General features: G+C 70.1%; 25 protein-coding genes and 1 tRNA gene. 11 read left to right on the top strand and 15 right to left on the bottom strand.

The genetic code is table 11. From position 1 onward, the window contains the following. Window positions 1-297: 297 nt before the first annotated feature. On the bottom strand, window positions 298-600 hold the full coding sequence (locus tag ACIBJB_RS36815; protein WP_398937361.1) for a hypothetical protein: 303 nt from the start codon (window positions 598-600) through the stop codon (window positions 298-300). 21 nt (window positions 601-621) lie between these two features. Continuing rightward, window positions 622-2,310, bottom strand: coding sequence for a sodium:solute symporter family protein (locus tag ACIBJB_RS36810; RefSeq protein ID WP_398937486.1), 1,689 nt, complete (start codon window positions 2,308-2,310; stop codon window positions 622-624). A 111-nt stretch (window positions 2,311-2,421) separates the two neighbouring features. Between ACIBJB_RS36810 and galT the strand changes: the two genes are divergently transcribed. From galT to ACIBJB_RS36790, 4 genes are all read left to right on the top strand, one after another. Continuing rightward, window positions 2,422-3,483: a galactose-1-phosphate uridylyltransferase gene (gene galT, locus ACIBJB_RS36805; RefSeq protein ID WP_398937359.1), complete on the top strand. Its 1,062-nt coding sequence runs from the start codon at window positions 2,422-2,424 to the stop codon at window positions 3,481-3,483. Next, window positions 3,480-4,442: a UDP-glucose 4-epimerase GalE gene (gene galE, locus ACIBJB_RS36800; protein ID WP_398937357.1), complete on the top strand. Its 963-nt coding sequence runs from the start codon at window positions 3,480-3,482 to the stop codon at window positions 4,440-4,442. The genes galT and galE overlap by 4 nt, the downstream gene beginning before the upstream one ends. Continuing rightward, window positions 4,442-5,596 carry a galactokinase gene (gene galK / locus ACIBJB_RS36795; RefSeq protein WP_398937356.1) on the top strand — a complete coding sequence of 385 codons (1,155 nt, stop codon included), beginning with the start codon at window positions 4,442-4,444 and terminating at the stop codon, window positions 5,594-5,596. Before galE ends, galK begins: the two co-directional genes overlap by 1 nt. Before the next feature lie 88 nt (window positions 5,597-5,684). Continuing rightward, the gene (locus ACIBJB_RS36790; protein WP_398937354.1) at window positions 5,685-6,473 is read left to right on the top strand and encodes a hypothetical protein; all 789 of its coding nucleotides are present in this window, start codon (window positions 5,685-5,687) and stop codon (window positions 6,471-6,473) included. Here the strand turns inward: ACIBJB_RS36790 and ACIBJB_RS36785 are convergent. Next, window positions 6,463-6,921: a GNAT family N-acetyltransferase gene (locus tag ACIBJB_RS36785; protein WP_398937352.1), complete on the bottom strand. Its 459-nt coding sequence runs from the start codon at window positions 6,919-6,921 to the stop codon at window positions 6,463-6,465. The two genes, ACIBJB_RS36790 and ACIBJB_RS36785, sit on opposite strands and share 11 nt — an antisense overlap. Window positions 6,922-7,193: 272 nt before the next feature. Between ACIBJB_RS36785 and ACIBJB_RS36780 the strand changes: the two genes are divergently transcribed. Then, window positions 7,194-7,961 carry a LuxR C-terminal-related transcriptional regulator gene (locus ACIBJB_RS36780; RefSeq protein ID WP_398937350.1) on the top strand — a complete coding sequence of 256 codons (768 nt, stop codon included), beginning with the start codon at window positions 7,194-7,196 and terminating at the stop codon, window positions 7,959-7,961. Here ACIBJB_RS36780 and tamR read toward each other — a convergent pair. Further along, entirely contained in the window at window positions 7,920-8,417 is a 498-nt protein-coding gene (gene tamR / locus ACIBJB_RS36775; RefSeq protein ID WP_069763971.1) for a MarR family transcriptional regulator TamR, read from the bottom strand. The two genes, ACIBJB_RS36780 and tamR, sit on opposite strands and share 42 nt — an antisense overlap. A gap of 89 nt (window positions 8,418-8,506) precedes the next feature. Between tamR and ACIBJB_RS36770 the strand changes: the two genes are divergently transcribed. The 3 genes from ACIBJB_RS36770 to ACIBJB_RS36760 all read left to right on the top strand — a co-directional run bounded on the left by ACIBJB_RS36770 (window position 8,507) and on the right by ACIBJB_RS36760 (window position 9,902). Then, window positions 8,507-9,301, top strand: coding sequence for a trans-aconitate 2-methyltransferase (locus ACIBJB_RS36770; RefSeq protein WP_398937349.1), 795 nt, complete (start codon window positions 8,507-8,509; stop codon window positions 9,299-9,301). Then, window positions 9,301-9,663, top strand: coding sequence for a VOC family protein (locus ACIBJB_RS36765; RefSeq protein ID WP_398937347.1), 363 nt, complete (start codon window positions 9,301-9,303; stop codon window positions 9,661-9,663). The genes ACIBJB_RS36770 and ACIBJB_RS36765 overlap by 1 nt, the downstream gene beginning before the upstream one ends. A gap of 65 nt (window positions 9,664-9,728) precedes the next feature. After that, on the top strand, window positions 9,729-9,902 hold the full coding sequence (locus tag ACIBJB_RS36760; RefSeq protein WP_398937345.1) for a CsbD family protein: 174 nt from the start codon (window positions 9,729-9,731) through the stop codon (window positions 9,900-9,902). A gap of 108 nt (window positions 9,903-10,010) precedes the next feature. On the opposite strand, the gene ACIBJB_RS36755 is transcribed toward ACIBJB_RS36760, so the two are convergent. Both ACIBJB_RS36755 and ACIBJB_RS36750 read right to left on the bottom strand, forming a co-directional pair. Continuing rightward, window positions 10,011-10,691: a TetR family transcriptional regulator gene (locus ACIBJB_RS36755; RefSeq protein ID WP_387527699.1), complete on the bottom strand. Its 681-nt coding sequence runs from the start codon at window positions 10,689-10,691 to the stop codon at window positions 10,011-10,013. Continuing rightward, window positions 10,688-11,698 (bottom strand): acyl-CoA desaturase, encoded by a 1,011-nt coding sequence (locus ACIBJB_RS36750; RefSeq protein ID WP_398937343.1) that lies wholly within the window; start codon window positions 11,696-11,698, stop codon window positions 10,688-10,690. Before ACIBJB_RS36750 ends, ACIBJB_RS36755 begins: the two co-directional genes overlap by 4 nt. A 309-nt stretch (window positions 11,699-12,007) precedes the next feature. Here ACIBJB_RS36750 and ppc point away from each other — a divergent pair, with 309 nt between their 5' ends. Continuing rightward, the gene (ppc, locus tag ACIBJB_RS36745) at window positions 12,008-14,749 is read left to right on the top strand and encodes a phosphoenolpyruvate carboxylase (RefSeq protein ID WP_398937341.1); all 2,742 of its coding nucleotides are present in this window, start codon (window positions 12,008-12,010) and stop codon (window positions 14,747-14,749) included. Between the two features lie 61 nt (window positions 14,750-14,810). On the opposite strand, the gene ACIBJB_RS36740 is transcribed toward ppc, so the two are convergent. From ACIBJB_RS36740 to ACIBJB_RS36710, 7 genes are all read right to left on the bottom strand, one after another. After that, complete coding sequence (locus ACIBJB_RS36740; RefSeq protein WP_398937339.1) at window positions 14,811-15,512, bottom strand: LPXTG cell wall anchor domain-containing protein; 702 nt, start codon at window positions 15,510-15,512, stop codon at window positions 14,811-14,813. Between the two features lie 138 nt (window positions 15,513-15,650). Beyond that, window positions 15,651-16,166, bottom strand: a complete 516-nt coding sequence (locus ACIBJB_RS36735) for a hypothetical protein (RefSeq protein WP_398937337.1) — start codon at window positions 16,164-16,166, stop codon at window positions 15,651-15,653. Between the two features lie 52 nt (window positions 16,167-16,218). Then, entirely contained in the window at window positions 16,219-16,821 is a 603-nt protein-coding gene (gene pth / locus ACIBJB_RS36730) for an aminoacyl-tRNA hydrolase (RefSeq protein ID WP_398937335.1), read from the bottom strand. A 227-nt stretch (window positions 16,822-17,048) separates the two neighbouring features. Next, window positions 17,049-17,633: a 50S ribosomal protein L25/general stress protein Ctc gene (locus tag ACIBJB_RS36725; RefSeq protein WP_398937333.1), complete on the bottom strand. Its 585-nt coding sequence runs from the start codon at window positions 17,631-17,633 to the stop codon at window positions 17,049-17,051. Window positions 17,634-17,816: 183 nt separating this feature from the next. Beyond that, on the bottom strand, window positions 17,817-18,797 hold the full coding sequence (locus tag ACIBJB_RS36720) for a ribose-phosphate diphosphokinase (RefSeq protein ID WP_057610401.1): 981 nt from the start codon (window positions 18,795-18,797) through the stop codon (window positions 17,817-17,819). Window positions 18,798-18,872: 75 nt separating this feature from the next. After that, window positions 18,873-20,321: a bifunctional UDP-N-acetylglucosamine diphosphorylase/glucosamine-1-phosphate N-acetyltransferase GlmU gene (gene glmU, locus ACIBJB_RS36715; protein WP_398937331.1), complete on the bottom strand. Its 1,449-nt coding sequence runs from the start codon at window positions 20,319-20,321 to the stop codon at window positions 18,873-18,875. A 126-nt stretch (window positions 20,322-20,447) separates the two neighbouring features. Next, window positions 20,448-20,519, bottom strand: a tRNA-Gln gene (locus tag ACIBJB_RS36710). Between the two features lie 220 nt (window positions 20,520-20,739). Between ACIBJB_RS36710 and ACIBJB_RS36705 the strand changes: the two genes are divergently transcribed. Further along, window positions 20,740-22,047: a sensor histidine kinase gene (locus ACIBJB_RS36705; protein WP_398937329.1), complete on the top strand. Its 1,308-nt coding sequence runs from the start codon at window positions 20,740-20,742 to the stop codon at window positions 22,045-22,047. A 73-nt stretch (window positions 22,048-22,120) separates the two neighbouring features. Here the strand turns inward: ACIBJB_RS36705 and ACIBJB_RS36700 are convergent, their stop codons facing one another. Both ACIBJB_RS36700 and ACIBJB_RS36695 read right to left on the bottom strand, forming a co-directional pair. Beyond that, window positions 22,121-22,615 (bottom strand): SUKH-3 domain-containing protein, encoded by a 495-nt coding sequence (locus tag ACIBJB_RS36700; protein WP_398937328.1) that lies wholly within the window; start codon window positions 22,613-22,615, stop codon window positions 22,121-22,123. 93 nt (window positions 22,616-22,708) lie between these two features. Then, the gene (locus ACIBJB_RS36695; protein ID WP_392762208.1) at window positions 22,709-23,281 is read right to left on the bottom strand and encodes a YwqJ-related putative deaminase; all 573 of its coding nucleotides are present in this window, start codon (window positions 23,279-23,281) and stop codon (window positions 22,709-22,711) included. Between the two features lie 324 nt (window positions 23,282-23,605). Between ACIBJB_RS36695 and ACIBJB_RS36690 the strand changes: the two genes are divergently transcribed. Next, the gene (locus ACIBJB_RS36690; RefSeq protein WP_398937326.1) at window positions 23,606-24,601 is read left to right on the top strand and encodes an SMI1/KNR4 family protein; all 996 of its coding nucleotides are present in this window, start codon (window positions 23,606-23,608) and stop codon (window positions 24,599-24,601) included. The last annotated feature ends 7 nt before the right edge of the window (window positions 24,602-24,608 follow it).

Here is a 24,608-nt window from a genome sequence, read left to right as displayed (position 1 = left end):
GTGGGGGGTGTCCGTCCTCGGTCCGGCGGCTCGGTTTCTTGAGCAGGGCTCGGTAACGGACGCCGGCCGCTGCGGGCGGACACCCCCCACCCCGGCCCCTTCGCGCCGTACGCGGCTTGCGGCCCATCGTGGCGCGCCAGGTGGCGAACGGTTCCGTTGTGGCGGGGGTGACTGCAACCCCCTAGGGGCGCGGGGAACTGCGCGACCAGCCCCCACCGGCCTGCAGCCGCCCGACTACCTGACCCGGCACCCCGTAGGCGCCCGGCCCAAGCCCCGTGCACGCGGCCGGCGCTGTGGTTACTCGGTCCGGTCCTCGCCCGGTGTCGGCTCCGGTACCGGCGGTGGGGTCGGGCGCAGCTTCAGCCAGGCCAGGAAGAAGATGCCCAGGAGTAGCATCCCGAGGCCGGTCCAGAGGTTGATGTTGATGCCCGCTGACTTGTCGAGGGAGGAGTCGGAGGGGTTGATGCCGGCGATCGTGACGATGATGCCGTAGAGGACGAACAGGCCGCCGATGATGCGGCGCAGGTCGAAGATGCGGGCCGCGGTGGCCGACTTGGCCTGGAGTTCGGAGACTTCCCGCTGGACTTCGTGTTCGGACATGGTTCCTCGATTCGGCCGGGATCAGAACGAGAACGGGATGTAGCAGGCGGCCGCGAGGACGATCGCGCCCCAGCCCAGCAGGGCCGGCCTGCGGTACCAGGCGTCGTCGCCGGCGGCGGGGGGCTCGGACATCCCGGGGGACGTCGTGCCGTAGACGAGGCCCTGGAGTTCCTCGGTGGGCTTGGGGGCCGTGAAGAGGGACACCGCGACCATCACGACCGCGCCCGCCACGAAGCCCACGATCGCGGAGACGAAGTTGGCGCCCTGGTCGGAGGGGATGTCGATGATGCCCTGCTTGTAGATCCAGAAGTAGTTCACCATCGCCGCCACCGTGCCGGCGAGCAGGCCCCAGAAGCCCGACTTCGCGGACGCGCGCTTCCAGAACATGCCGACGATGAAGACGACGAACATCGGCACGTTGAAGAAGGAGAACAGCGTCTGGAGGTAGCTCATGATGTTCGAGAAGGAGGAGGCGAGGAACGCCGTTCCTACCGATGCGCAGACGCCGATCACCGTGATCAGGCGGCCGAAGCGGACGTAGTAGCCGTCCTCGCGGCCCCTCTGCACGTACCTCGCCCAGATGTCGTTCGTGAACACCGTGTTGAAGGACGAGACGTTGGCCGCCATGCCCGCCATGAAGGCGGCCAGGAGGCCGGTGACCGCGATGCCGAGGACGCCGTTCGGCAGGAGCTGTTCCATCAGGTAGGGGATGGCGTCGTTGTACTGGTAGCCCGAGTCGGTGGTGCCGAAGCCGGGGATCAGGGCCGCGGCCGTCAGGCCCGGGATCATCACCAGGAACACGATGAAGATTTTCGGGAAGGCCGCGATCAGGGGGGTGCGCTGGGCGGCGCTCAGGTTCTTCGCCGACAGCGCTCGCTGGACCTCCGCGAAGTTCGTCGTCCAATAGCCGAAGGACAGGACGAAGCCGAGGCCCAGGACGATCGTCAGCCAGTTCGCGCCCAGCGGGTTCGCGCTGCCGATGCCCGTGCCGCCCCAGGCGGTGGTGAAGTTGGCGCCGTGCTCGGCCGTCAGCTTGTCCGTGAGGCCGCCCCAACCGCCCACCTTCTTCAGGCCCAGGACGACCAGGGGGATCAGGGCCGCCAGGATCACGAAGAACTGGAGGACCTCGTTGTAGATCGCGGAGGACAGGCCGCCGAGGGTGATGTAGGCCAGCACGAAGGCGCCGGCCACGACGATGGCCACCCATTGCGGCCAGCCCAGTAGGGCCTCGACCACGATCGCCAGGGCGTAGAGGTTCACGCCCGCGATCAGGATGGCCGCGAAGGCGAACAGGGCCGAGCTGAGGAGATGGGCCCACTTGTCGAAGCGCAGGAGCAGCATCTCGGGGACCGAGCGCACCTTGCTGCCGTAGTAGAAGGGCATCATCACCAGGCCCAGGAAGACCATGGCCGGGATGGCGCCGATCCAGTACCAGTGGACCGTATAGGCGCCGTACTGCGCGCTGTTGGCGGCCATCCCCAGGATCTCCGTGGCGGCCAGGTTGGCCGAGATGAAGGCGAGACCCGTGATCCAGGCCGGCAGTGAGCGGCCGGAGAGGAAGAAGTCCAGGCTCGTCTTCACCGAGCGGCGGGCCGCGAAGCCGATGCCGAGCACTACGACGAAGTAGATGCCGAGGATCGTGTAGTCGAGCCAGTTGGTGGGGAGCTGGAGCTCGGCTGCCAGGTATGCGCCTTTTGTGGGGGTTTGCATAGTCAACAAGTGAACACCTCGACTGATGCGTTTTGTTTGAATCCGATGTTGACGTGGGTGGGCGGTTATGGTTACTTGTGTTTAGTTATGTTTGAGTGAAGGAGTCCAGCGGTGAAGAAGACCTCGACCCGGCTGGCCGACGGTCGCGAGCTCATCTACTACGACCTGCGCGACGACACCGTCCGCGACGCCGTGGACCGGCGTCCGCTGGAGCGGACTGTCACCACGTCCGAGGTTCGTCGGGATCCGCTGCTCGGCGACTCCGTGGCCATCGCCTCGCACCGACAGGGGCGCATCTACCACCCGCCCGCGAACGAGTGCCCGCTGTGCCCCTCGCAGGGCGATCGGCTGAGCGAGATCCCGGACTCGTGGTACGACGTCGTGGTCTTCGAGAACCGTTTCCCCTCGCTGGCCGGCGACTCGGGCCGCTGTGAGGTCGTCTGCTTCACCTCGGACCACAACGCGTCCTTCGCCGACCTCACGGAGGAGCAGGCGCGGCTCGTCCTGGACGCATGGACCGACCGGACGTCGGAGCTGTCGCATCTGCCCTCCGTAGAGCAGGTCTTCTGTTTCGAGAACCGGGGTGCGGAGATCGGTGTGACCCTGGGTCACCCGCATGGCCAGATCTACGCCTACCCCTTCACCACGCCTCGCACCGCCCTGATGTTGCGTTCGCTCGCGGCTCACAAGGAGGCGACCGGAGGGCAGAACCTCTTCGACGCCGTCCTGGAGAGCGAGCTCGCCGACGAGCGGGTCGTCCTGGAGGCCGAGCACTGGGTCGCCTTCGTGCCCTACGCGGCGCACTGGCCGTACGAGGTGCATCTGTATCCGAAGCGCCGGGTGCCGGATCTGCTCGGCCTTGACGAGGACGCCCGCACAGAGTTTCCCAAGGTCTATCTGGAACTCTTGAGGCGCTTCGACCGGATATTCGGGGAGAGCGAGTCTCCGACGCCGTACATCGCCGCCTGGCACCAGGCGCCGTTCGGGCAGCTGGAGGAGTTCGAGGGCGTCAACCGCGACGACTTCGCGCTGCACCTGGAGCTTTTCACCATCCGCCGTACGTCCGGCAAGCTGAAGTTCCTCGCGGGTTCCGAGTCGGGCATGAACGTCTTCATCAATGACATCCGACCGGAGGCCGCGGCACAGCGACTGCGAGAGGTAGCGAGTTCATGAAGTACCTGGTGACAGGTGGCGCGGGGTATGTCGGCAGTGTCGTGGCCCAGCACCTGCTGGAGGCGGGGCACGAGGTCGTCGTCCTCGACAACCTCTCCACCGGCTTCCGCGAGGGCGTCCCGGCCGGGGCCGCCTTCATCGAGGGCGACATCCGCGACGCCGCCAAGTGGCTCGACTCCTCCTTCGACGGCGTGCTCCACTTCGCCGCCTCCTCGCAGGTCGGCGAATCCGTCGTGAAGCCCGAGAAGTACTGGGACAACAACGTCGGCGGCACCATGGCGCTGCTCGGCGCCATGCGCGAGGCCGGCGTGCGCCGACTCGTCTTCTCCTCCACGGCCGCCACCTACGGGGAGCCCGAGGAGGTGCCGATCGTCGAGTCGGCGCCGAACAGGCCCACCAACCCGTACGGCGCCTCCAAGCTCGCCGTCGACTTCATGATCACCAGCGAGGCGAACGCGCACGGCCTCGGCGCCGTGTCCCTGCGGTACTTCAACGTGGCCGGCGCCTACGGCAAGCAGGGCGAGCGGCACGACCCCGAGTCGCACCTCATCCCGCTGATCCTCCAGGTCGCCCAGGGCAGGCGGGAGGCGATCTCCGTCTTCGGCGAGGACTACCCGACCCCGGACGGCACCTGCGTGCGCGACTACATCCACGTCGCCGACCTGGCCGAGGCCCACCTCCTCGCGCTGAAGGCGGCCCAGCCGGGCGAGCACCTCATCTGCAACCTCGGCAACGGCGAAGGGTTCTCCGTCCGCCAGGTCATCGAGACCGTCCGCCAGGTCACCGGCCACCCGATCCCCGAGGTCGTGGCCCCGCGCCGGGGCGGCGACCCGGCCACCCTGGTCGCCTCCGCCGCCACCGCCCGCGAGCAGCTGGGCTGGAACCCGTCCCGCGCGGATCTCGCGGGGATCGTCGCGGACGCGTGGGAGTTCGCCCAGACCATCGCAGGGGAGCAGTAGTGGCGGCACAGCAGGTCCGGGACGGTTTCGTCGAGCTCTACGGAACCGAGCCCGAGGGTGTCTGGTCGGCGCCTGGCCGCGTCAACCTCATCGGTGAGCACACCGACTACAACGACGGCTTCGTCATGCCCTTCGCGCTGCCGCACACCGCGGTCGCGGCCGTCTCCCGGCGCACGGACGGCGTCCTGCGCCTGCACTCCTCGGACGTCGAGGGCGGGGTCGTGGAGCTGCGCCTCGACGACCTCGCGCCGGAGAGCGACCGGAACTGGACCGCGTACCCGGCCGGTGTGGTGTGGGCACTGCGCGAGGCCGGACATCCGGTCACCGGTGCGGACGTCCACCTCGCCTCGACGGTCCCGGCGGGCGCGGGCCTGTCCTCCTCGGCGGCCCTGGAGGTCGTCGTCGCGCTCGCCCTGAACGACCTGTACGACCTCGGTCTCCAGCGCTGGCAGCTGGCCCGCCTGTGCCAGCGCGCCGAGAACGTCTACGTCGGCGCCCCCACCGGGATCATGGACCAGACCGCGTCCGCCTGCTGCGAGGCCGGCCACGCCCTGTTCCTCGACACCCGGGACCTCTCCCAGAAGCAGATCCCCTTCGACCTCGCCGCCGAGGGCATGGTGCTGCTCGTCGTCGACACCCGCGTCAAGCACTCGCACAGCGAGGGCGAGTACGGCAAGCGCCGCGCGGGCTGCGAGCGGGGCGCGGCACTGCTGGGCGTGGACGCGCTGCGGGACATCCCCTACGGCGAGCTCGACGCGGCCCTCGACAGGCTCGGCGACGACGAGGAGGCCGTTCGCCTGGTCCGTCACATCGTCACCGAGGACGAGCGGGTCGAGAAGACCGTCGCCCTGCTGGAGTCGGGTCGGACCCGCGCGATCGGCCCCGTGCTGGTCGCAGGACACGCCTCGCTGCGCGACGACTTCCGGATCTCCTGCCCGGAGCTGGACCTGGTCGTCGACACCGCCCTCGCCTCGGGCGCCCTGGGCGCCCGGATGACCGGCGGTGGCTTCGGCGGCTCGGCGATCGTGCTGGCGGAGGCGGCCGACGTGGAGGCGATCACCAAGGCGGTCCAAGAGGCCTTCACCGCGGCGGAGTTCACGGCTCCGCGGGTGTTCGAGGCGGTGCCCTCGGCGGGGGCGCGGCGCCTGGTCTGAGACCGGCTGACCGCTGTTTTGCCCGGCTTGATCCGAACTTGGGGAAAGCCGGGCCCCTCCCTGACATACGCCCCAGTAGCGTCGGAGCGTGAGTCGAGGGCGCCATCGCATCCTGTCGGCGATCGGCATCGGCTGCTACGCGCTCGCCGCGATCGTCGGCTTCTACCTCCTGGCGGGCCACCATGGCTACGGTCTCCTGGTTCCCCTGTGGATCGCGCACGGTGTGCTCCTCGCCGTGCTGCTGACGAAGCTGGCCGCGGACGAGACGGGCCTCTCCGCGGCGCTGGTCGTGGTCGGTGCCTCCCTGGTGGCGGTGTACTTCGCCGACCTGGCCCGCGACGACCTCACCCTGGAGCGGCGCGGCGAGCGGATCACCGCCACCGTCGTACGGGAGTGGCTCGCCCCGGACCAGGGGCGCGAGGTCACCACCTACGACTACGCACTCGCGCGCCGCGACGGCACCAGGGTCCGGGGCCCCGCCCTCCAGGCCCGGTCCGGCACCTTCACCGTCGGCCAGACCGTCACCGTGCTCGCGGACCCCGAGGGCGTGCTGCGCCCCCGTACCCCCGGCGACGCGGACGCGACCGGCACCGTCCTGGGCGTGGGCGCCTTCGCGCTGCTCGCGCTCGGCATCGTCGCGGCCACGGCCCGCCGGGGCGCGATCGTCGTACGGCAGCGGGAGGAGCGGGCCCGGCTGGCGGAGCAGGAACACATCCTCCGCGAGGCGCTCCGCACGGCGTCGGCCGATGTGCACGGCTTCGTCGAGGTCCACCCCGGTCACTACCCCGACGTCTCCCATCGCCGTGCGGCCGGCATCGCCGGGGAGCTGGGTCTGCAGCCGGCGGACGAGCCGGGCTCCTGGCGCTTCAGGCGCTGAGCCGCTTGGTCAGCGTGTACTCCGTGGCCCCCGGCGGATAGTCCGGGATCACGCACACCACCTCGTACCCCTGCTTCTTGTAGAACTCCGGTGCCTGGAAGTCCCAGGTCTCCAGGCGTACGGCGGTACAGCCCCGGCCGCGACGGGCCATGCGCTCCGCCCGTGCGAGCAACTGCGAACCCAGGCCCGCGCCGCGGTGCCGTTCGTCGACCCACAGGTGGACCACGTGCAGCCAGCTCGTCCAGGTGTGGCCGACCAGTCCGCCCGCGAGAGCACCGGAGTCGTCCAACGCCCAGACGTGGAGCGGAAGTTCCCGTTCACCTGGGGTTCCGCGCAGCGCGCGCAGGACCGGGGAGGCCGCCGTGTTGGTGTCCCGCAGCCGCTTGCGGAGCAGATCTTGCCGGGCTTTGTCGACTTCTGTCTCCAGACGAAACATGCGGCTCACCATAAACGCAGCGGACAGCCAGTTCTGCAAATAACCTTCCGCTCCTGCCCCCCGGCCGTACCCTGATGAACAGCACCGGTGGGGGCCGGTGCTGATCAGGGGGCGAGACAGTCGGGTACGGCGCCCGAAGTGGGGGTAGCAGTGCTTGCACGGCGACGGCCGTGCGGCCATCGTGCTTCGTGAGTCGTATCCGTGGCGGTGTCGTCTCCCGAGTCGTCCTCAGACGATGACGATGGGTATCCCCTGCTCTTCGAGAGCTTGGGGAAGGGGGTTTCGTGGTTCGTATCCGAGTCCTGGTCGTCGACGACCATCGCATCTTCGCCGAGTCGCTCGCCGCCGCGCTGGCGGCCGAGCCCGACGTGGAGGTCTCCGCGGCCGGCAGCGGTCCCGCCGCGCTGCGCAGTCTGGAGCGCGCGGCCGCCGAGGGCCGCCGTTTCGACGTGCTGCTCGTCGACGCGGATCTGGGCGGAAACGTCCAGGGCATCAGGCCCGCCGTGTCCGTACCGGACGGCAACGAAGAGGGGCTGGTCGACGGCATATCGCTGGTCGCCGGGGTCCGTACGGGGCAGCCGGCGGTCCGCATCGTCGTGCTCGCGGAGAAGGACGATCCGCGGCGGGCCGCGCTCGCCCTGCAGGCCGGCGCCTCTGGCTGGGTCGCCAAGGACTGCTCGCTGTCCCGGCTGCTCACCGTCATCCGGGGGGTGCTGCGGGAGGAGACCCATCTGCCGCCCGCCCTGCTCACCGGCGTGCTCAGGGAGCTCACCGCCGCCCGCAAGCACCGCACCGAGAGCGAGCGGCTGGTGGAGTCCCTCACCCCGCGCGAGCGGGAGGTGCTGCGCTGCATGGTGGCCGGGCTCGGCCGCAAGGCGGTCGCGGAGCGGCTGTTCCTCTCGCCGCACACCGTGCGCACGCACATGCAGAACGTCCTCGGCAAGCTGGGCGTCCACTCCACCCTGGCCGCCGTCGCCCTGGCCCGCCGCGCGGGCGTGGGACCGGTCGACCTAGCCGGGGATGTTGTCGAACGGGGCGGTCAGCTGGCGTAGCAGCCCGGCCAGTTCCCCGCGCTGGGCACGGGAGAGCTCGGCGAGGATCGCGCGTTCCTGCTCCAGCAGACCGGCGAGGGCCTGGTCCGCGCGGTCCTTGCCGTCGTCTGTGAGTCTGACCAGCACCCCTCGCCGGTCGCTCGGGTCGGGCAACCGCTCCACCAGGCCCTTCTTGGCCAGGCGGTCGATGCGGTTGGTCATCGTGCCCGAGGTGACCAGCGTCTGTGTCAGCAGCTGTCCGGGGGAGAGCTGATACGGCGTCCCCGCGCGCCTGAGCGCGGTCAGCACGTCGAACTCCCAGGGCTCCAGGCTGTGCTCGGCGAAGGCCAGCCGGCGTGCCCGGTCCAGGTGCCGGGCCAGTCTGCTCACCCGGCTGAGCACCTCGAGCGGTTCCACGTCGAGGTCAGGGCGCTCCCGGCGCCACGCAGCGACCAGCCGATCGACCTCGTCCTCCATGACGATCAGTGTAGTGGTTGTGTCGATGTGAAGTCTCTTGATGTGAAGCATCTTGACATCAAGATAGAGGGCGGGGAACAGTGGATCCCATGACGACTTGGGACCCCACCCAGTACCTCCGCCACGCGGACCACCGCGCCCGCCCCTTCACCGACCTCCTCGCCCGCGTCCCGGACCTGCCGGGAGACCCGCCCCTGATCGCCGACCTGGGCTGCGGCCCCGGCAACATGACGGCGGTGCTCGCCGCACGCTGGCCCACGGCCCGGATCACCGGCTACGACAACTCGGCCGAGATGCTCGACAAGGCGCAGGTCGAGTACGCGGGCCCCACGTCCGGCGGCGGGCACCTCGACTTCGCCCACGCGGACGTGCGCACCTGGGCGCCCTCGCAGCCGTACGACCTCATCGTCAGCAATGCGACGCTGCAGTGGGTGCCGGGGCACGTGGAGCGTTTCGCCGACTGGATCGGCGGTCTCGCACCCGGCGGCACCTTCGCCTTCCAGGTGCCCGGCAACTTCGACTCCCCGAGCCACCGGCTGATGCGCGACCTCGCCGGATCCATGGGCCTCGCAGAGACCCTGCGCCACGACGACGCCGTCCTTACGCCCCAGGCCTATCTGGCGGCGCTGGCCGACCTGGGCTGCGAGGTGGACGCGTGGGAGACGACGTACGTGCACCTGCTGCAGGGCCGGGACCCGGTCCTGGACTGGGTCAAGGGGACCGGTCTGCGGCCCGTCCTGACCGCCCTCGCCGACGACCCGCAGGCCAGGGAGGAGTTCCTGGCCGCCTACCGGGCGGCCCTGCGCGAGGCGTACCCGGCAGGACCGCACGGCACGCCGTTCCCGTTCCGCCGCATCTTCGCGGTGGCCCGGAAGGCGGGTTGATGATCGCGGCCGTCGACCATGTGCAGCTCGCCGCGCCGCCGGGCTCCGAGGATCTGCTGCGCGGCTACTACATCGACGTCCTCGGCATGACGGAGATCCCCAAGCCGCCGCTGCTCGCGGCGCGGGGCGGGTGCTGGTTCCGGGCGGGGGCGGTGGAGCTGCACCTGGGGATCGAGAACGACTTCGAACCGGCGACGAAGGCGCACCCCGGGCTGCGGGTCACGGACCTCTCCGCGTACGCCGCCCGGCTGGAGGCGCGGGGAGCGGCTGTCGTCCGGGACGGCGACCGGCCGGGATACCGGCGATTCTTCTCCTACGACCCCGTCGGCAACCGCCTGGAGTTCCTCGAACCGGGCGTTTGAGCGGCCCGGTGCGGAGCACCCGGTGGGGGACAGCGGGGGCCGAACCTCGCCGGGGAGTGAGTGACGTGGCTAAGGATCAGAAGGGCAAGGCCAAGAAGGAACAGGCCAAGGGCAAGGCCAAGGAGGCCATGGGCCGTGCGGTCGGCAACGAGCGCGTGGAGGCCGAGGGCCGCATGGGGCAGTCCAAGGGTGACGCGCGCCAGGCCAAGGAGAAGACGAAGGACACCTTCAAGCACTGACCCTGCGGAAAAGGACCGGCCCGTGCACCATTGCGGTGCACGGGCCGGTGACGCGTCGCGTTCGGGAGCGTGGTGCGCTGACCGCCGTGGGGCGGGGGCCGCGACGGCTCAGTACTTTCTGCGTCCTATCAGGCGCGGCTTGGCCTCCAGCCCGTCCAGGCCGTGCCACGCCAGGTTCACCAGGTGCGCCGCCACCTCGGCCTTCTTCGGGCGGCGCACGTCCAGCCACCACTGGCCGGTCAGGGCGACCATGCCGACCAGGGCCTGGGCGTACAGCGGGGCCAGCTTGGGATCGAAGCCGCGCCTCTTGAACTCGCGGCCCAGGATGTCCTCGACCTGCGTCGCGATGTCCGAGATCAGCGAGGCGAAGGAGCCCGTGGACTGGGGGATCGGCGAGTCACGGACCAGGATGCGGAAACCGTCCGTGTACTCCTCGATGTAGTCGAGGAGAGCGAAGGCCGCCTGCTCGCACAGTTCGCGAGGGTGGCCGGCGGTCAGGGAACTCGTCACCATGTCCAGCAGGCGCCGCATCTCACGGTCCACCACCACCGCGTACAGGCCTTCCTTGCCGCCGAAGTGCTCGTACACCACCGGCTTCGAGACGCCCGCCTTCGCCGCGATCTCCTCCACCGAGGTGGCCTCGAAGCCCTTCGAGGCGAAGAGCGTGCGACCGATCTCCAGCAGCTGGGCGCGGCGCTCGGCCCCCGTCATCCGGGTGCGCCGGGCACGCCGCGGCTTCGCTTCGTTGCTCGGGGTACTGCTGGAGTCGGTCGCCACGGCGTCCATCATGCCGCCTCGGCGGCCTCCTTCTTGCGTCGGGAGCCGTCCCCGTCCGTGTTCCGGCGGGAATCGATACGCGAGCGTGACGGCCAGCGCACGTCGTACGCCCAGCCGAGCATCTCGAACCAGCGGATGATCCGCGCCGAGGAGTCCAGCTGGCCCCGCATCACCCCGTGCCGCGCCGAGGTCGGGTCGGCGTGGTGCAGGTTGTGCCAGGACTCACCGCAGGACAGCACGGCCAGCCACCACACGTTGCCCGAGCGGTCCCGCGACTTGAAGGGCCGCTTGCCCACCGCGTGGCAGATCGAGTTGATCGACCAGGTCACGTGGTGGAGGAGGCACACACGCACCAGGGAGCCCCAGAAGAATCCGGTGAACGCGCCCCACCAGGACATCGTCACCAGTCCGCCGATCACGGCGGGCAGGGCCAGCGACAGCATCGTCCAGAAGATGAACTGGCGCGAGATCGCCCGGATCACCGGGTCCTTGACCAGATCCGGCGCGTACTTCTCCTGCGGGGTCTGCTCTTCGTCGAACATCCAGGCGATGTGGGCCCACCACAGGCCCTTCATCAACGCCGGGACCGTCTCCCCGAACCGCCACGGCGAGTGGGGGTCGCCCTCGGCGTCGGAGAACTTGTGGTGCTTGCGGTGGTCGGCCACCCACCGCACCAGCGGCCCCTCGACCGCCAGCGATCCCATGATCGCCAGCGCGATCCTCAGGGGCCGTCTGGCCTTGAAGGAGCCGTGGGTGAAGTAACGGTGGAAGCCGATCGTGATGCCGTGGCAGCCGAGGTAGTAGAAGAAGACCAGAAGGCCCAGATCGAGCCAGCTCACACCCCAGCCCCACGCCAGCGGCACGGCCGCGAGCAGGGCGAGGAACGGGACGGTGATGAAGAGGAGCAGCGTGATCTGTTCGAGCGAGCGCTTCTGCTCACCGCCCAGCGTCGCGGAGGGCGGTGTCGAGCCGTCGGGCGCCTTCGGGGCGTCTGCGATCACATCTGAGCGCGTGGTCATGGGCGTCCCCTGTGGGGTTTCGAGGATTTGGAGACAGGTGCCGGGCTGCGGGAATCCTTTCCGGGTTCCGTTACGACGGTCCCTACGGTTCCGTAACCTACGGCGTCGTAAGTATGGCAGTGCGGCGCCCGGCGGCAAGAGCCCGAAAGTCTGCGCGTCCGCATGGACACCTATCCTTGGAGTCGGTCGGACAGCGCGGTCCGCTCTGATTTCTTCCCGGATGTCCGGCCCCCATGCGGCGGCTGCCGCAGGACCGCACTTTCGGGTTCCCCTCCCGGACGAGCTTCAACACTGCAAGGAGCCGCACCTGTGAGCAGTGCCGACGACCTGACTACGAGCGCCACGTCGACCAGTAGTGAGCTGCGCGCCGACATCCGCCGGCTGGGCGACCTCCTGGGCGAGACCCTCGTCCGCCAGGAGGGCCCCGAGCTGCTGGAACTCGTCGAGAAGGTGCGCCGCCTCACCCGTGAGGACGGCGAGGCCGCCGCCGAGCTGCTGCGCGGCATCGAACTGGAGACCGCCGCCAAGCTGGTGCGCGCCTTCTCCACCTACTTCCACCTGGCCAACGTCACCGAGCAGGTCCACCGCGGCCGCGAACTGCGGGCCAGGCGCGCCGCCGAGGGCGGACTTCTCGCCCGTACGGCCGACCGCCTCAAGGACGCCGATCCCGAGCACCTGCGCCAGACCGTCGCCAACCTCAACGTCCGCCCGGTCTTCACCGCCCACCCGACCGAGGCCGCGCGCCGCTCGGTGCTGAACAAGCTCCGCCGGATCGCCGCGCTTCTGGAGACGCCGGTCATCGAGGCGGACCGCCGCCGCTACGACACCCGGCTGGCCGAGAACATCGACCTCGTCTGGCAGACCGACGAACTGCGGGTCGTCCGTCCTGAGCCCGCCGACGAGGCCCGCAACGCCATCTACTACCTCGACGAGCTGCACGCCGGTGCCGTCGGCGACGTCCTGGAGGACCTGACGGCCGAGCTGGAGCGCGTCGGCGTCAGGATCCCCGACGCCACCCGCCCCCTGACCTTCGGCACCTGGATCGGCGGCGACCGCGACGGCAACCCCAACGTCACCCCCCAGGTCACCTGGGACGTCCTGATCCTCCAGCACGAGCACGGCATCAACGACGCCCTGGAGCTCATCGACGAGCTGCGCGGCTTCCTGTCGAACTCCATCCGCTACACCGGCGCCACCGAGGAGCTCCTGGAGTCCCTGAAGGCCGACCTGGAGCGCCTGCCGGAGATCAGCCCCCGCTACAAGCGCCTCAACGCCGAGGAGCCGTACCGCCTCAAGGCCACCTGCATCCGGCAGAAGCTGGAGAACACCAAGACCCGGCTGGCCAAGGGCATCCCGCACGAGGACGGCCGCGACTACCTCGGCACCAGCGAGCTCCTGAGCGACCTGACCCTGATCCAGACCTCGCTCAGGGAACACCGGGGCGGCCTGTTCGCCGACGGCCGGATGGACCGCACCATCCGCACCCTGTCCGCCTTCGGCCTCCAGCTCGCCACCATGGACGTCCGCGAGCACGCCGACGCCCACCACCACGCCCTCGGCCAGCTCTTCGACCGGCTCGGCGAGGAGTCCTGGCGGTATGTGGACATGCCCCGCGAGTACCGCACCAAGCTGCTCGCGAAGGAACTGCGCTCCCGCAGGCCCCTCGCGCCCACCCCGGCACCGGTCGACGCGGCCGGCGAGAAGACCCTCGGTGTCTTCCAGACCGTGAAGCGGGCCCTGGAGGTCTTCGGACCCGAGGTCATAGAGTCGTACATCATCTCGATGTGCCAGGGCGCCGACGACGTCTTCGCCGCCGCCGTCCTCGCCCGTGAGGCCGGCCTGCTCGATCTGCACGCCGGCTGGGCGAAGATCGGCATCGTGCCGCTCCTGGAGACCACCGACGAGCTCAAGGCCGCCGACACCATCCTGGAGGACATGCTCTCCGACCCGTCGTACCGCAGGCTCGTGGCCCTGCGCGGGGACGTCCAGGAGGTCATGCTCGGCTACTCCGACTCCTCGAAGTTCGGCGGCATCACCACCAGCCAGTGGGAAATCCACCGGGCGCAGCGGCGGCTGCGCGACGTGGCGCACCGCCACGGGGTGCGGCTGAGGCTGTTCCACGGCCGCGGCGGCACCGTAGGCCGCGGTGGCGGCCCCTCCCACGACGCCATCCTCGCCCAGCCCTGGGGCACCCTGGAGGGCGAGATCAAGGTCACCGAGCAGGGCGAGGTCATCTCCGACAAGTACCTCGTGCCCTCGCTGGCCCGCGAGAACCTGGAGCTCACGGTCGCGGCCACGCTCCAGGCGTCCGCCCTGCACACCGCCCCCCGCCAGTCCGACGAGGCGCTGGCCCGCTGGGACGCCGCGATGGACGTCGTCTCCGACGCCGCGCACGCCGCGTACCGCAGACTCGTCGAGGACCCGGACCTGCCGACGTACTTCCTCGCGTCGACGCCGGTGGACCAGCTCGCCGACCTGCACCTCGGCTCACGGCCCTCCCGCCGCCCCGGCTCGGGCGTCTCCCTCGACGGACTGCGCGCCATCCCGTGGGTGTTCGGCTGGACCCAGTCCCGGCAGATCGTCCCCGGCTGGTTCGGTGTCGGCTCTGGCCTGAAGGCGCTGCGCGAGGCGGGCCTGGACACGGTGCTGGACGAGATGCACGAGCAGTGGCACTTCTTCCGGAACTTCATCTCCAACGTCGAGATGACGCTCGCGAAGACCGACCTGCGCATCGCCCGCCACTACGTCGAGACCCTCGTCCCCGCCGAGCTCCAGCACGTCTTCGCCGACATCGAGGCCGAGCACGAACTGACCGTCCGCGAGGTCCTGAAGATCACGGGTGAGACCGAACTCCTCGACGCCACCCCGGTCCTCAAGCAGACCTTCACCATCCGCGACGCCTACCTGGACCCGATCTCGTATCTCCAGGTGACGCTGCTCAAGCGCCAGCGCGACGCGGCGGCCGCGGGTGAGCCCGCCGACCCGCTGCTCGCCCGCGCGCTCCTCCTGACCGTCAACGGCGTCGCGGCGGGCCTGCGCAACACCGGCTGACCTACGGGCAGAAAGAAGCGGTGCCCCCGAGACTCGGGGGCACCGCTTCTTCGTCTGTACGTCAGGCCCGGCGCCGCCTGACGACGAGGTAGGCGCCGGCCGCCAGCAGCGCCGCCGAGACACCCGAGAGCAGGCCGACGGGAGCGCTGTTCCCGGTCTCCGCGAGGTCACCGGTGGAGCCCTGCGCGGAAGCGGAAGCCGACGCGGAGGAAGAGGCCGACGACGAGACCCCGGCCTCAGCGGATTCGCTGGGGTCGGTGCCGGGCCCGGCGCCGGGGGAGGCGGACTCGCCCGACCCCGGAGTGCCGGAGGCCGACGCGGTGGGCGTGGCCGTCGTACCGCCGCCGCCTTCCTCGTCCGCGCAGTCCGTCCAGAACACCTTGTGCTTGGCGGCGCCGTTCTCGCCCTCGAAGTTCCAGAACAGCTTGTAGTGCCCGTCGGGCAGCGACAGGTCATCCGTGCGGCCGTGACCGTCGGTGTCCAGCGTGATCTCGCCGGACTTCACGGTCTCGCCCTTGACGTCGGCCGTCGGGGCCCAGGCCTCGATGTGCCAGTCGACCTCCTGGACGGCGTCGAAGCCGAAGGCGTCGAGGTAGAAGGTGCAGACGTGCGGCTCGTTCTTACGGAGCTCTTCGCCCGTGGTGGCGTCGTGGATCTTCACGGTTCCGTTGTCACCGGGAGCGGTGGCGTGGGCGACCGGGGCGACCAGAAAGGCCGCCGAGGCGACGGCGCACACGGCGCCGACGCGGGTGAGGATACGCATGGGGCAGTAATCCATCTTCGAGAGTCAAACGGGAAGATGTGGAGGGGGCGGCTCAGCATCCAGCCCTGACTGACCTCTGGTCAATCACGAACAGACAACACTCGCGTTCTCCACAGAAGGGGAGAACGGCGAAAGCTGTCAGATGGTCACGAAAGCCGCCGTGAGCAGCACGATGCCCGACCCCGCCAGCACCCACGCGAGCCGCGTCCTGCGCAGCCCGCCCGCCACGACCACCGACGCGAGCAGCAGCGCCCCGCCCATCGGCACCCACGCGTACAGCACCCCGGCCGGCCCGGACCGTACGACATCGGCACTGCCGGGCTTCACCACCACCGTGTAGGTCCGGCCCTTCCGCACGGCCACCGTCTTCTCGATGACGACCCGGCCCCGCGCCTGCGACCCGTGCGACAACGGCGTGTAGGGGCCGCTGCACACATCCTGCGCACACCGCGCCACCTCGATCGTGCCGCGCTCCCGCCCCTTGGTCAGCATCACGTACTGCGCGCTGCCCCAGGACGCCCACACCCCCGCGATCAGGATCAGCACCGCGACCACCCCCATCGACGCGAGCCGTCCGAACCGCAGCGCGGCGACCGAGGCCTGTCGGGAGGCTCGACGGGAGGGGGCGGCTGTGGCAGGCATGGCCGGGATCATTGGCCATGGTCCTGCGCGTGGTCAACTCCGCCCCGGCCACCGGGCGGACAAGTCAGGAGTTGTACGTGCTTTGCGCCCGCTCCAGACCCTCGATCACCAGGGCCTCCACCGCGTCGGCCGCCCGGTCCACGAAGTAGTCGAGCTCCTTGCGCTCACTCGACGAGAAGTCCTTCAGCACGAAGTCCGCGACCTGCATACGGCCCGGAGGACGTCCGATCCCGAACCGCACCCGGTGATACTCCGACCCGAACGCCTTCGTCATCGACTTCAGCCCGTTGTGACCGTTGTCCCCGCCGCCCAGCTTCAGCCGCAGGGTGCCGAAGTCGATGTCCAGCTCGTCATGGATGGCCACGATGTTGGCGACCGGCACCTTGTAGAAGTCCTTGAGCGCGTTCACCGGACCGCCGGACAGGTTCATGAACGACATCGGCTTCGCCAGGACCACCCGCCGGCTGCCCGGCCCCGGCGGCCCGATCCGTCCCTCCACGACCTGGGCCTGCGCCTTCCCGGCCCGCTTGAACCGGCCCCCGACCCGCTCGGCCAGCAGATCGGCCACCATGAAGCCGACGTTGTGCCGATTGGCCGCGTACTCGGGCCCCGGATTGCCGAGGCCGACGATCAGCCAGGGGCCGTTGGCGGGGGTAGTCACGTCCATCTCTCCTCTGCACATGCCGCAGCCGCCGCCCCTTGGACAGGGGCGACGGCTGGAGCGTATATCGCTACCGCGACGCCGGGCGCCGGGGAACCGGCGACCCGACAACTACGGCCGAACCGCCGGTCAGGCCTGCGCGGCCAGGCCCTGCAGGACGACGGTGCCGCCGTCGACGGCCGCCTTGGCGCCGCCGGGGAAGCGGCGACCGGCAGCTACGGCCGAACCGCCGGTCAGGCCTCCGTGGCCTCGGACTCGCCCTCCGCCGGGGCCTCCTCGGCCTGGGCGGCCAGGACCTGGAGGACGACCGCGTCCTCGTCCGTCAGCAGCGTGGTGCCCTCGGGCAGCGGGATGTCCTTGGCGAGGATGGAGTCGCCGGCCTCCAGGCCCGCGATGGAGACGGTGACCGACTCCGGGATGTGCGTGGCCTCGGCCTCGACGTTCAGCGTGCTGAGCACGTGCTCGAGCAGGTAGGCGCCCGGCGCCAGCTCGCCCTCGGTGTGGACGTAGACCTCGACGTTGACCTTCTCGCCGCGCGTCACCAGGAGCAGGTCGACGTGCTCGAGGAAGCCCTTGATGGCGTCGCGCTGCACGGCCTTCGGGATCGCCAGCTGGCTCTTGCCCTCGATGTCCAGCGTGAGCAGGACGTTCGGGGTACGCAGGGCGAGCTGGAGCTCGTGGCCCGGCAGCGTGATGTGCACCGGCTCGGCACCGTGACCGTAGACCACGGCGGGAACCTTGCTGTCACGGCGGATACGGCGGGCGGCACCCTTGCCGAACTCGGTGCGGGTCTCGGCGGTGAGCTTGACGTCGGCCATGGTCACTCCTCGTAGAACAGTCGGGGAAGAAGGTCACCCGGCCAAACATCGGCCTGCTACGAAGAGCGCGTCGATAACGGACCGCCGGCACCTGAACGAACAGGTACGGCCTCCCTCGCCGAGCAACTTCAGCAGCTTACTCGGAGGGGGAGGCCGTCACCAAAACGATCTTCTGCAGAACCCTTACTGCTCGTCGAACAGGCTGGTCACGGAGCCGTCCTCGAACACCTCACGCACCGCGCTCGCGATCGTCGGCGCGATCGACAGAACGGTCATCTTGTCCAGGTCCCGGCCCAGCTCACCCGGCGTCGGCAGGGTGTTCGTGAACACGAACTCGCTCACCCGGGAGTTCTTCAGCCGGTCCGCGGCCGGCCCGGACAGCACACCGTGGGTGGCGGTGACGATGACGTCCTCCGCGCCATGCGCGAACAGGGCGTCCGCGGCCGCGCAGATCGTGCCACCCGTGTCGATCATGTCGTCGACCAGGACACACACCCGGCCCTTGACCTCGCCCACGACCTCGTGGACGGTCACCTGGTTCGCCACGTCCTTGTCACGCCGCTTGTGCACGATCGCCAGCGGCGCACCCAGCCGGTCGCACCAGCGGTCCGCGACCCGCACCCGGCCCGCGTCCGGGGACACGACCGTCAGCTTGTCCCGGTCGACCTTCCGGCCCACGTAGTCCGCCAGCAGCGGAAGGGCGAAGAGGTGGTCGACCGGCCCGTCGAAGAAGCCCTGGATCTGGTCCGTGTGCAGATCGACGGTGAGCAGGCGGTCCGCACCCGCCGTCTTCATCAGGTCCGCGATCAGCCGCGCCGAGATCGGTTCACGGCCGCGGTGCTTCTTGTCCTGCCGCGCGTAACCGTAGAACGGCACGATGACCGTGATGGAGCGGGCCGACGCACGCTTCAGCGCGTCGATCATGATCAGCTGCTCCATGATCCACTGGTTGATCGGAGCCGTGTGGCTCTGGATCACGAAGCAGTCCGCGCCGCGTGCCGACTCCTGGTAGCGGACATAGATCTCGCCGTTCGCGAAGTCGAAAGCCTTCGTCGGGACGACCCCGACACCCAGCTGCTCGGCAACCTCCTTGGCAAGCTCGGGGTGGGCGCGGCCGGAGAAGAACATCATCTTCTTCTCGCCGGTCGTCTTGATCCCGGTCACAGCTGTCTCCTCAGAGGTGTTTCAACTGGGTGTGCAGTTATCACGGTACGACGACTTCGGCGCACCTGTTTCCGGTCAGTCCTCGCTCGCGCCCTCCCGGGAAGCCGCCTCGGCGGCCTTCGCCGCCGCGCTCCCCGGACGCTTGCGGGCCACCCAGCCCTCGATATTCCGCTGCTGGCCACGGGCCACGGCCAGCGAACCGGGCGGCACATCCTTCGTGATCACCGACCCCGCGGCGGTGTACGCGCCGTCCCCGACCGTGACAGGCGCCACAAACATGTTGTCCGAACCCGTGCGGCAGTGCGACCCGACCGTCGTGTGGTGCTTGTCCTTGCCGTCGTAGTTCACGAACACGCTCGCGGCACCGATGTTCGAGTACTCGCCGATCGTCGCGTCACCGACATAGGAGAGATGCGGGACCTTCGTCCCCTCCCCGATGTTCGCGTTCTTCGTCTCGACGTACGTCCCGATCTTGCCCTTCGTGCCCAGCCGGGTGCCGGGGCGGAGATAGGCGAACGGTCCCACGCTCGCGTGGTCGCCGATGTGGGAGCCGTAGGCGACGGTGTTGTCGACGCGTGCCCCCGCTCCGACCTGCGTGTCCGTGAGGCGGCTGTTGGGGCCCACCTCGGCGCGCTCACCCACATGCGTCGAGCCGTGCAGCTGCGTGCCCGGATGGACGACGGAGTCCTGGCCGAAGGTGACGGTGACGTCGACCCAGGTGGTGGCCGGGTCGACGACGGTGACGCCGGAGAGCATGGCGCCGGTCAGCAGCCGGTCGTTGAGGATCCGCCGTGCCTCGGCGAGCTGCACACGGTTGTTGATCCCGGCGATCTCACGGTGATCGACGGCGACGGAGGCGCCGACGCGGTGCCCGGCCTCCCGGAGGATCCCGAGAACGTCGGTGAGGTACTCCTCGCCCTGGGAGTTGTCGGTCCGCACTTTGCCCAGCGCGTCGGCGAGGAGCTGCCCGTCGAAGGCGAAGACGCCCGAGTTGATCTCGCGGATGGCCCGCTGCGCCTCGGAGGCGTCCTTGTGCTCGACGATCCCGGTCACCGCACCGGACACCGTGTCCCGCACGATCCGCCCGTACCCGGTCGCGTCCGGCACCTCGGCGGTCAGCACGGTGACCGCGTTCCCGTCCGTGGAGTGCGTGGCGGCAAGGGCGTCGAGCGTCTCGCCGGTCAGCAGCGGAGTGTCCCCGCACACGACGACGACGGTCCCCTCGACACGGCCACCGAGCTCCTCCAGCGCCATCCGTACGGCGTGCCCGGTGCCGTTCTGCTGCGCCTGCACGGCCGTCCGTACGTCGGCGTCGGTGTCGGCGAGGTGCGCGGTGACCTGCTCCCGGCCGTGCCCCACGACCACGACGAGGTTCTCGGGGTCCAACTCGCGGGCGGCGGCGAGCACATGCCCGACGAGGCTGCGGCCACAGATCTCGTGCAGGACCTTGGGTGTGGCCGACTTCATACGGGTGCCCTCACCCGCTGCGAGAACGACGACGGCTGCCGGGCGAATGGCGCTCACGGGATGCCCTTCGGCTGTGGAGGGGGTGGGGTGACATCCGCAGGATACCGGGGCGTTTCCTGGGGGACATGAGAGTGGGCCCTGACAGTGCTGTCAGGGCCCGAAGAGGGTGCGAACAAGGTGCGGCTCCCCCGCCAGGACTCGAACCCGGACAGATGGCACCAAAAGCCACAGTGCTGCCAATTACACCACGGGGGAATAAGTTCGACTAAACCGGACATTCAGTCAGGTCGCCGAGTGGCGGCTCCTACTATGCCGTACCGGGCGCCTTCGACGCGACGGTACAGATCGGCGGCCCTGCGGACTCCGATGCCGACGAAATCGGGCGGTTTCGTGGTCGATCGGTCACTCAAGGTGGTGTAGGCCAGTCGTCGAAATGCACCGGAAAACCTCGCACTGCCGAACGTAGGCTGGAGGCATGACCACGACGGGGGAAGAGACCACCGCGGCTCAGACGGGGCCGTGGTGGTGGGCACGGTGGCGTAGTGCGGTACTGGACGCGGGCCTGGCGTCCGCGTCCGCGGTGGAGTGTGCGTTCGAGGGGATCCGGTTCGCGGAGGACGCCGGGATCCCGATGGCCGCGGGGATCGTGTTCGGTGTGCTGGCGGGGTCGGTGCTGGTCGTCCGGCGCAAGTGGCCGATCGCCGTCGTGCTCGTCTCGATCGCCATCACGCCCGCCCAGATGGGCTACCTCATGGGCATCGTCGGCCTGTACACGCTCGCCGCGTCCGAGCTGCCGCGCCGGATCATCGGCTCGCTGGCGGGGATGTCGCTGGTCGGGATGCTGATCGTGATGTTCGTACGGGTACGCCAGGACATGGCGCACGGCGAACTGGACCTGGGGGACTGGTTCGTCCCCTTCGCGTCGATCACCACGGCCATCGGGATGACCGCGCCGCCGCTGCTGCTCGGGCTGTACGTGGGCGCCCGGCGCCGGCTCATGGAGAGCCTGCGGGAGCGGGCCGACGACCTGGAGCGGGAGCTTCAGCTGCTCGCCGAGCGGGCCGAGGAGCGGGCCGAGTGGGCGCGGGGCGAGGAGCGGACCCGTATCGCCCGCGAGATGCATGACGTCGTGGCCCATCGGGTGAGCCTGATGGTGGTGCACGCGGCCGCGCTGCAGGCCGTCGCCCGTAAGGATCCCGAGAAGGCCGTCAAGAACGCCGCGCTGGTGGGGGACATGGGGCGGCAGGCGCTCACCGAGCTGCGGGAGATGCTCGGTGTGCTGCGCAGCGGGGACGGTTTCGGGCGGCAGGAGCGGGCCGCGGTGCCCCTCGTCGCGGTGGGGGTGGCGGCGGCCGTGGCGGCCTCGCGGGCCGTGGACGAGGCCGACGGGCCCTGTCTGGACGATCTGGAGACGCTGATCGGGCAGTCGGCCGCGGCGGGGATGGCCGTGGACCTGTCGGTGGAGGGTGACGTGCGGTCGTACGCCGCGCAGATCGAGCAGACGGCGTTCCGGGTGGTGCAGGAGGCGTTGACGAACGTCCACAAGCACGCGGCGGGCGCGAAGACGCACGTACGGCTGGCGCACCGGGCGTCGGAGATCGCGATGCAGGTGGAGAACGAACCGCCGCCGGAGGTGTCGTCGCTCGCGTCGGCGCGGCTGCCGTCGGGGGGCAACGGCCTGGTGGGGATGAAGGAGCGGGTCTCCGCGCTGGGCGGGGTGTTCGTGTCGGGGCCGACGGAGGCGGGGGGTTTCCGGGTGTCGGCGGTGATTCCGGCGGCGTGACCGACGTGGGGATGTGGGGGGATGGAGGGGGATGCGGGGACGTGCGGGCGTGGGGCCTCGAGGACCCCGGGGCTCAGTCCGCGGTGAGCCGGGTCGGTTCGATGCCGGAGACGAGGCCGGCGAGGGCCTGGTCGATGTCGGGGCCGAGATACCAGTCGCCGGTGTGGTCGAGGACGTAGACGCGGCCCTCGGTGTCGATGCAGAGGACGGCCTGGGAGTCGGTCTCGGCGCCGAGCGGGCAGACCTCGGTGTCGAGGGCGCGGCCGAGGTCGGCGAGGGTGCGGGCCATGTGGAGACCGTGCAGCGGGTCGAGGTGGAGGCGGGCGGGGGCGACCTGCCGGCCGGGGCCGGTGGGCGTCAGGTGCAGTCCGCCGAACTCGGCCCAGGCCTCGACCGCGGCCGGGAACACGGCGTGCCGGTGTCCGGCCGGTGAGATGTGGTCGCGCAGGGCGTCGGCCCAGATCTCGGCCTGCTTTATGTCCCAGCGTCCGGGCTGCCAGCCGGCGGCGCGCAGAACGGCGTCGACGGGGCCGGGGAAGCGGGTGGTGCCGGTGCGGTCGGGGTGCATCTGCCCTTCGCGTTCGTCGAGGTCATGGGTGGACGCCGGGGTGCGTGAGGCGCCGTCGTACGGGTTGTACGGGTCGTACCGGTGGGGGGGGTGTCAGCCGCCGTTCGCCGTCGGGTCGACGATGCGTACGCCGAAGTGGGCGCTCAGAGCGGTGCAGGCGCGGCAGGGGGCGGCGAAGCTGCCGTGCAGCGGGTCGCCGTCCTCGCGGATGCGGCGGGCGGTGAGTTTGGCCTGCTTGAGGGCGCGGCGGGCCTCGCCGTTGGTCATCGGTTTGCGGCCTGCGCGCTTGCTGCGGGCGGCGTCGGCGGCGGCGATGTGCCGCGATATGAGCATGGTCTCCGCGCAGCGGCCGGTGAAGCGGTCGCGCCGGTCGCTGCCGAGGGTGTCGAGGAAGTCCTGGACGAGCGGGTGCAGCGGCGGGGCCTGGTCGCCGCGGGCCGCGGTGGAGGTGAGGGTGGCGCCGCGGACCGAGAGGGCGGCGGCGACCGTGGGCAGTATGCCGTCGCGGCGGTGGCGGAGAGCGGGCGCGTGGGGTCTCTCGGCGCTGCTCCAGCCGATGCGGGGATCGCCGTCGAGGCCGGCGTGCGGTCTGCCGTTCGCGCCGGTCGTCGTGCCCGTGTGCGGTCCTGTGTGCGGTCCCGTCTGCGTCGTGTTCATGATCGTCATCCCCTCCAGAGCATCCCCCCGGAGGTCACAGACTGCCAAACGGCGGGGCTGGTGCGGAAGCTGGGGCGGTGCGACACGCCCGGTTCGGGCGGGCTGTCACGACGGGGTGACGGCTGGTCACGGAAGCGGAGGGGGGCTGACCGGTGCCCGGTGACCGGTGTCGTCGTACCGCATAGGCTGTCGGCACCGCGATCCAAGTGGTCGCCGCGATGCGCGCGGTTGACGCGTGGAGACGGACGAGACAGTCGATACGGCACGTGGCGACCCTGCTTTGCCCAAGGGGTCGCCGCGGGTCGTACCAGAGCGCCGCAGGGGGCTTTCGCCATGACGACAGGTCGGCTCGGGCAACAAGCCGCGCCGCCGAACGCGGCCTATGCCGGGCAGGTCGTGCACTTTCCGGATCCGGTCCGGGCCGCGCGTCATCCCAGAGGGGTACGGGTGGACGAGCGTGGCTACCCCGACTTCTCGCCCTACGCGCGTGCCGCCGCGGAGATCGCCGAGCCGCCGGAGGGCTTCGGGGTCGACGAACTGAGGCTGACGGACTACGTCTCGGCGAACGCGGCGCTCGCGGCGACCGGTCACGAGCTGTGGGACACGGTGCCGGCGGTGGCGACGCCGCACGGCTGGACGTGGCACCACGTGGTGGGTTCGCGGCGGCTCGAGCTGATCCCGGTCGAGGTGAAGGCCCTGCTACGGCATCACGGCGGGATCGCGACGACACGTGTCGACCAGAACAAGCGGGGGACGCGGCCGCTGCAGGAGACGCGTCCGGCGCACTTCGGGTTGCCGAAGTCGTCGGTGGCGGTGACCGAGTCGCAGGTGCAGGGGGTCGAGGAGGATCTCGGATACCGGCTGCCGGGCGCGTACCGGTCGTTCCTGAAGGCGGCGGGCGGATCGGCCCCGGTGGGCGCTGCCCTCGACGCGGAGTTGGGACTCCTGGTCGACCAGCCGTTCTTCACGGTGCGCGACGAGGCGGCGGTCAACGACCTCGTGTACGTCAACAAGTGCCTGCGCGACCATCTGACGAAGGACTACCTCGGTGTCGGCTTCGTCCAGGGCGGTCTGCTGGCCGTGAAGGTGAAGGGCGAGGGGATCGGATCGGTCTGGTTCTGCGCCTACGACGACGCGCGCGACGTCGACCCTTCGATGCCGCCGGCCGAGCGCGTGGAACGTCTGCTGCTGCCCTGCGGTGCGGACTTCGATGTGTTCCTGTCCCGACTGGCCGGTAATCCGCCGGAGTTGGAGACGGTGGCGAACCTGATGGTGGACGGCGGGTTCGCCCGTTCCGTTCCCGTGTCTTCTTCCGTGTCGGGGGAGTGAGCTTCAG

The sequence above is a fragment of the Streptomyces sp. NPDC050759 genome (assembly GCF_044456945.1).
Classification (GTDB): domain Bacteria; phylum Actinomycetota; class Actinomycetes; order Streptomycetales; family Streptomycetaceae; genus Streptomyces.
This window is presented reverse-complemented; position numbering and strand designations above follow the sequence as displayed.

Coding starts and splice junctions, on each gene's coding strand:
- ACIBJB_RS36815 (WP_398937361.1), bottom strand. CDS start 600: ATGTCCGAACACGAAGTCCAGCGGGAAGTCTCCGAACTCCAGGCCAAG.
- ACIBJB_RS36810 (WP_398937486.1), bottom strand. CDS start 2,310: ATGCAAACCCCCACAAAAGGCGCATACCTGGCAGCCGAGCTCCAGCTC.
- galE (WP_398937357.1), top strand. CDS start 3,480: ATGAAGTACCTGGTGACAGGTGGCGCGGGGTATGTCGGCAGTGTCGTG.
- ACIBJB_RS36785 (WP_398937352.1), bottom strand. CDS start 6,921: ATGGTGAGCCGCATGTTTCGTCTGGAGACAGAAGTCGACAAAGCCCGG.
- tamR (WP_069763971.1), bottom strand. CDS start 8,417: ATGGAGGACGAGGTCGATCGGCTGGTCGCTGCGTGGCGCCGGGAGCGC.
- ACIBJB_RS36770 (WP_398937349.1), top strand. CDS start 8,507: ATGACGACTTGGGACCCCACCCAGTACCTCCGCCACGCGGACCACCGC.
- ACIBJB_RS36765 (WP_398937347.1), top strand. CDS start 9,301: ATGATCGCGGCCGTCGACCATGTGCAGCTCGCCGCGCCGCCGGGCTCC.
- ACIBJB_RS36755 (WP_387527699.1), bottom strand. CDS start 10,691: ATGATGGACGCCGTGGCGACCGACTCCAGCAGTACCCCGAGCAACGAA.
- ACIBJB_RS36750 (WP_398937343.1), bottom strand. CDS start 11,698: ATGACCACGCGCTCAGATGTGATCGCAGACGCCCCGAAGGCGCCCGAC.
- ACIBJB_RS36740 (WP_398937339.1), bottom strand. CDS start 15,512: ATGCGTATCCTCACCCGCGTCGGCGCCGTGTGCGCCGTCGCCTCGGCG.
- ACIBJB_RS36735 (WP_398937337.1), bottom strand. CDS start 16,166: ATGATCCCGGCCATGCCTGCCACAGCCGCCCCCTCCCGTCGAGCCTCC.
- pth (WP_398937335.1), bottom strand. CDS start 16,821: ATGGACGTGACTACCCCCGCCAACGGCCCCTGGCTGATCGTCGGCCTC.
- ACIBJB_RS36725 (WP_398937333.1), bottom strand. CDS start 17,633: ATGGCCGACGTCAAGCTCACCGCCGAGACCCGCACCGAGTTCGGCAAG.
- ACIBJB_RS36705 (WP_398937329.1), top strand. CDS start 20,740: ATGACCACGACGGGGGAAGAGACCACCGCGGCTCAGACGGGGCCGTGG.
- ACIBJB_RS36700 (WP_398937328.1), bottom strand. CDS start 22,615: ATGCACCCCGACCGCACCGGCACCACCCGCTTCCCCGGCCCCGTCGAC.
- ACIBJB_RS36695 (WP_392762208.1), bottom strand. CDS start 23,281: ATGACGATCATGAACACGACGCAGACGGGACCGCACACAGGACCGCAC.
- ACIBJB_RS36690 (WP_398937326.1), top strand. CDS start 23,606: ATGACGACAGGTCGGCTCGGGCAACAAGCCGCGCCGCCGAACGCGGCC.